This window comes from Pseudoruegeria aquimaris, assembly GCF_900172235.1.
Lineage (GTDB): Bacteria > Pseudomonadota > Alphaproteobacteria > Rhodobacterales > Rhodobacteraceae > Pseudoruegeria > Pseudoruegeria aquimaris.
On sequence record NZ_FWFQ01000053.1, the window covers coordinates 1 to 5,513 of the forward strand.

9 protein-coding genes are annotated in these 5,513 nt (G+C 44.8%); all 9 read right to left on the reverse strand.

Going from position 1 to position 5,513, the window contains the following annotated elements; translation table 11 throughout:
* Nucleotides 1–1,171: major capsid protein (locus tag PSA7680_RS19215; protein ID WP_085870100.1), on the reverse strand; the 1,171-nt coding region annotated here is incomplete at its 3' end.
* A gap of 36 nt (nt 1,172–1,207) precedes the next feature.
* A complete protein-coding gene (locus tag PSA7680_RS19220) occupies nt 1,208–1,324 on the reverse strand; it encodes a phage DNA packaging protein J (RefSeq protein ID WP_000033471.1) in 117 nt (38 codons plus the stop codon).
* Nucleotides 1,324–1,782: a scaffolding protein D gene (locus tag PSA7680_RS19225; RefSeq protein ID WP_000084700.1), complete on the reverse strand. Its 459-nt coding sequence runs from the start codon at nt 1,780–1,782 to the stop codon at nt 1,324–1,326. Before PSA7680_RS19225 ends, PSA7680_RS19220 begins: the two co-directional genes overlap by 1 nt.
* Nucleotides 1,779–2,018 carry a phage DNA packaging protein C gene (locus PSA7680_RS19230; protein ID WP_016670801.1) on the reverse strand — a complete coding sequence of 80 codons (240 nt, stop codon included), beginning with the start codon at nt 2,016–2,018 and terminating at the stop codon, nt 1,779–1,781. Before PSA7680_RS19230 ends, PSA7680_RS19225 begins: the two co-directional genes overlap by 4 nt.
* A complete protein-coding gene (locus PSA7680_RS19235) occupies nt 1,951–2,103 on the reverse strand; it encodes a hypothetical protein (RefSeq protein ID WP_435988044.1) in 153 nt (50 codons plus the stop codon). Before PSA7680_RS19235 ends, PSA7680_RS19230 begins: the two co-directional genes overlap by 68 nt.
* Nucleotides 2,036–3,577 (reverse strand): replication endonuclease, encoded by a 1,542-nt coding sequence (locus tag PSA7680_RS19240; protein WP_000252566.1) that lies wholly within the window; start codon nt 3,575–3,577, stop codon nt 2,036–2,038. The genes PSA7680_RS19235 and PSA7680_RS19240 overlap by 68 nt, the downstream gene beginning before the upstream one ends.
* A gap of 63 nt (nt 3,578–3,640) precedes the next feature.
* Nucleotides 3,641–4,627: a Minor spike protein gene (locus tag PSA7680_RS19245; RefSeq protein ID WP_000466547.1), complete on the reverse strand. Its 987-nt coding sequence runs from the start codon at nt 4,625–4,627 to the stop codon at nt 3,641–3,643.
* A gap of 8 nt (nt 4,628–4,635) precedes the next feature.
* The gene (locus PSA7680_RS19250; protein WP_000487867.1) at nt 4,636–5,163 is read right to left on the reverse strand and encodes a hypothetical protein; all 528 of its coding nucleotides are present in this window, start codon (nt 5,161–5,163) and stop codon (nt 4,636–4,638) included.
* Between the two features lie 110 nt (nt 5,164–5,273).
* The coding region (locus PSA7680_RS19255) for a major capsid protein (RefSeq protein WP_085870101.1) at nt 5,274–5,513 on the reverse strand (240 nt) is incomplete at its 5' end.

The following is a 5,513-nucleotide window of genomic DNA, read 5'->3' on the forward strand; positions in this document are numbered from 1 at the left end:
AATCATGGTGGCGAATAAGTACGCGTTCTTGCAAATCACCAGAAGGCGGTTCCTGAATGAATGGGAAGCCTTCAAGAAGGTGATAAGCAGGAGAAACATACGAAGGCGCATAACGATACCACTGACCCTCAGCAATCTTAAACTTCTTAGACGAATCACCAGAACGGAAAACATCCTTCATAGAAATTTCACGCGGCGGCAAGTTGCCATACAAAACAGGGTCGCCAGCAATATCGGTATAAGTCAAAGCACCTTTAGCGTTAAGGTACTGAATCTCTTTAGTCGCAGTAGGCGGAAAACGAACAAGCGCAAGAGTAAACATAGTGCCATGCTCAGGAACAAAGAAACGCGGCACAGAATGTTTATAGGTCTGTTGAACACGACCAGAAAACTGGCCTAACGACGTTTGGTCAGTTCCATCAACATCATAGCCAGATGCCCAGAGATTAGAGCGCATGACAAGTAAAGGACGGTTGTCAGCGTCATAAGAGGTTTTACCTCCAAATGAAGAAATAACATCATGGTAACGCTGCATGAAGTAATCACGTTCTTGGTCAGTATGCAAATTAGCATAAGCAGCTTGCAGACCCATAATGTCAATAGATGTGGTAGAAGTCGTCATTTGGCGAGAAAGCTCAGTCTCAGGAGGAAGCGGAGCAGTCCAAATGTTTTTGAGATGGCAGCAACGGAAACCATAACGAGCATCATCTTGATTAAGCTCATTAGGGTTAGCCTCGGTACGGTCAGGCATCCACGGCGCTTTAAAATAGTTGTTATAGATATTCAAATAACCCTGAAACAAATGCTTAGGGATTTTATTGGTATCAGGGTTAATCGTGCCAAGAAAAGCGGCATGGTCAATATAACCAGTAGTGTTAACAGTCGGGAGAGGAGTGGCATTAACACCATCCTTCATGAACTTAATCCACTGTTCACCATAAACGTGACGATGAGGGACATAAAAAGTAAAAATGTCTACAGTAGAGTCAATAGCAAGGCCACGACGCAATGGAGAAAGACGGAGAGCGCCAACGGCGTCCATCTCGAAGGAGTCGCCAGCGATAACCGGAGTAGTTGAAATGGTAATAAGACGACCAATCTGACCAGCAAGGAAGCCAAGATGGGAAAGGTCATGCGGCATACGCTCGGCGCCAGTTTGAATATTAGACATAATTTATCCTCAAGTAAGGGGCCGAAGCCCCTGCAATTAAAATTGTTGACCACCTACATACCAAAGACGAGCGCCTTTACGCTTGCCTTTAGTACCTCGCAACGGCTGCGGACGACCAGGGCGAGCGCCAGAACGTTTTTTACCTTTAGACATTACATCACTCCTTCTGCACGTAATTTTTGACGCACGTTTTCTTCTGCGTCAGTAAGAACGTCAGTGTTTCCTGCGCGTACACGCAAGGTAAACGCGAACAATTCAGCGGCTTTAACCGGACGCTCGACGCCATTAATAATGTTTTCCGTAAATTCAGCGCCTTCCATGATGAGACAGGCCGTTTGAATGTTGACGGGATGAACATAATAAGCAATGACGGCAGCAATAAACTCAACAGGAGCAGGAAAGCGAGGGTATCCTACAAAGTCCAGCGTACCATAAACGCAAGCCTCAACGCAGCGACGAGCACGAGAGCGGTCAGTAGCAATCCAAACTTTGTTACTCGTCAGAAAATCGAAATCATCTTCGGTTAAATCCAAAACGGCAGAAGCCTGAATGAGCTTAATAGAGGCCAAAGCGGTCTGGAAACGTACGGATTGTTCAGTAACTTGACTCATGATTTCTTACCTATTAGTGGTTGAACAGCATCGGACTCAGATAGTAATCCACGCTCTTTTAAAATGTCAACAAGAGAATCTCTACCATGAACAAAATGTGACTCATATCTAAACCAGTCCTTGACGAACGTGCCAAGCATATTAAGCCACTTCTCCTCATCCAACGCGTCAGTTTTTGACAGAATCGTTAGTTGATGGCGAAAGGTCGCAAAGTAAGAGCTTCTCGAGCTGCGCAAGGATAGGTCGAATTTTCTCATTTTCCGCCAGCAGTCCACTTCGATTTAATTCGTAAACAAGCAGTAGTAATTCCTGCTTTATCAAGATAATTTTTCGACTCATCAGAAATATCCGAAAGTGTTAACTTCTGCGTCATGGAAGCGATAAAACTCTGCAGGTTGGATACGCCAATCATTTTTATCGAAGCGCGCATAAATTTGAGCAGATTTGTCGTCACAGGTTGCGCCGCCAAAACGTCGGCTACAGTAACTTTTCCCAGCCTCAATCTCATCTCTCTTTTTGCGTTCTGCTTCAATATCTGGTTGAACGGCGTCGCGTCGTAACCCAGCTTGGTAAGTTGGATTAAGCACTCCGTGGACAGATTTGTCATTGTGAGCATTTTCATCCCGAAGTTGCGGCTCATTCTGATTCTGAACAGCTTCTTGGGAAGTAGCGACAGCTTGGTTTTTAGTGAGTTGTTCCATTCTTTAGCTCCTAGACCTTTAGCAGCAAGGTCCATATCTGACTTTTTGTTAACGTATTTAGCCACATAGAAACCAACAGCCATATAACTGGTAGCTTTAAGCGGCTCACCTTTAGCATCAACAGGCCACAACCAACCAGAACGTGAAAAAGCGTCCTGCGTGTAGCGAACTGCGATGGGCATACTGTAACCATAAGGCCACGTATTTTGCAAGCTATTTAACTGGCGGCGATTGCGTACCCGACGACCAAAATTAGGGTCAACGCTACCTGTAGGAAGTGTCCGCATAAAGTGCACCGCATGGAAATGAAGACGGCCATTAGCTGTACCATACTCAGGCACACAAAAATACTGATAGCAGTCGGCGTGTGAATCATTAGCCTTGCGACCCTCGGCAGCAAGAACCATACGACCAATATCACGAAAATAGTCACGCAAAGCATTGGGATTATCATAAAACGCCTCTAATCGGTCGTCAGCCAACGTGAGAGTGTCAAAAACGATAAACCAACCATCAGCATGAGCCTGTCGCATTGCATTCATCAAACGCTGAATAGCAAAGCCTCTACGCGATTTCATAGTGGAGGCCTCCAGCAATCTTGAACACTCATCCTTAATACCTTTCTTTTTGGGGTAATTATACTCATCGCGAATATCCTTAAGAGGGCGTTCAGCAGCCAGCTTGCGGCAAAACTGCGTAACCGTCTTCTCGTTCTCTAAAAACCATTTTTCGTCCCCTTCGGGGCGGTGGTCTATAGTGTTATTAATATCAAGTTGGGGGAGCACATTGTAGCATTGTGCCAATTCATCCATTAACTTCTCAGTAACAGATACAAACTCATCACGAACGTCAGAAGCAGCCTTATGGCCGTCAACATACATATCACCATTATCGAACTCAACGCCCTGCATACGAAAAGACAGAATCTCTTCCAAGAGCTTGATGCGGTTATCCATCTGCTTATGGAAGCCAAGCATTGGGGATTGAGAAAGAGTAGAAATGCCACAAGCCTCAATAGCAGGTTTAAGAGCCTCGATACGCTCAAAGTCAAAATAATCAGCGTGACATTCAGAAGGGTAATAAGAACGAACCATAAAAAAGCCTCCAAGATTTGGAGGCATGAAAACATACAATTGGGAGGGTGTCAATCCTGACGGTTATTTCCTAGACAAATTAGAGCCAATACCATCAGCTTTACCGTCTTTCCAGAAATTGTTCCAAGTATCGGCAACAGCTTTATCAATACCATGAAAAATATCAACCACACCAGAAGCAGCATCAGTGACGACATTAGAAATATCCTTTGCAGTAGCGCCAATATGAGAAGAGCCATACCGCTGATTCTGCGTTTGCTGATGAACTAAGTCAACCTCAGCACTAACCTTGCGAGTCATTTCTTTGATTTGGTCATTGGTAAAATACTGACCAGCCGTTTGAGCTTGAGTAAGCATTTGGCGCATAATCTCGGAAACCTGCTGTTGCTTGGAAAGATTGGTGTTTTCCATAATAGACGCAACGCGAGCAGTAGACTCCTTCTGTTGATAAGCAAGCATCTCATTTTGTGCATATACCTGGTCTTTCGTATTCTGGCGTGAAGTCGCCGACTGAATGCCAGCAATCTCTTTTTGAGTCTCATTTTGCATCTCGGCAATCTCTTTCTGATTGTCCAGTTGCATTTTAGTAAGCTCTTTTTGATTCTCAAATCCGGCGTCAACCATACCAGCAGAGGAAGCATCAGCACCAGCACGCTCCCAAGCATTAAGCTCAGGAAATGCAGCAGCAAGATAATCACGAGTATCCTTTCCTTTATCAGCGGCAGACTTGCCACCAAGTCCAACCAAATCAAGCAACTTATCAGAAACGGCAGAAGTGCCAGCCTGCAACGTACCTTCAAGAAGTCCTTTACCAGCTTTAGCCATAGCACCAGAAACAAAACTAGGGACGGCCTCATCAGGGTTAGGAACATTAGAGCCTTGAATGGCAGATTTAATACCAGCATCACCCATGCCTACAGTATTGTTATCGGTAGCAAGCACATCACCTTGAATGCCACCGGAGGCGGCTTTTTGACCGCCTCCAAACAATTTAGACATGGCGCCACCAGCAAGAGCAGAAGCAATACCGCCAGCAATAGCACCAAACATAAATCACCTCACTTAAGTGGCTGGAGACAAATAATCTCTTTAATAACCTGATTCAGCGAAACCAATCCGCGGCATTTAGTAGCGGTAAAGTTAGACCAAACCATGAAACCAACATAAACATTATTGCCCGGCGTACGGGGAAGGACGTCAATAGTCACACAGTCCTTGACGGTATAATAACCACCATCATGGCGACCATCCAAAGGATAAACATCATAGGCAGTCGGGAGGGTAGTCGGAACCGAAGAAGACTCAAAGCGAACCAAACAGGCAAAAAATTTAGGGTCGGCATCAAAAGCAATATCAGCACCAACAGAAACAACCTGATTAGCGGCGTTGACAGATGTATCCATCTGAATGCAATGAAGAAAACCACCATTACCAGCATTAACCGTCAAACTATCAAAATATAACGTTGACGATGTAGCTTTAGGTGTCTGTAAAACAGGTGCCGAAGAAGCTGGAGTAACAGAAGTGAGAACCAGCTTATCAGAAAAAAAGTTTGAATTATGGCGAGAAATAAAAGTCTGAAACATGATTAAACTCCTAAGCAGAAAACCTACCGCGCTTCGCTTGGTCAACCCCTCAGCGGCAAAAATTAAAATTTTTACCGCTTCGGCGTTATAACCTCACACTCAATCTTTTATCACGAAGTCATGATTGAATCGCGAGTGGTCGGCAGATTGCGATAAACGGTCACATTAAATTTAACCTGACTATTCCACTGCAACAACTGAACGGACTGGAAACACTGGTCATAATCATGGTGGCGAATAAGTACGCGTTCTTGCAAATCACCAGAAGGCGGTTCCTGAATGAATGGGAAGCCTTCAAGAAGGTGATAAGCAGGAGAAACATACGAAGGCGCATAACGATACCACTGACC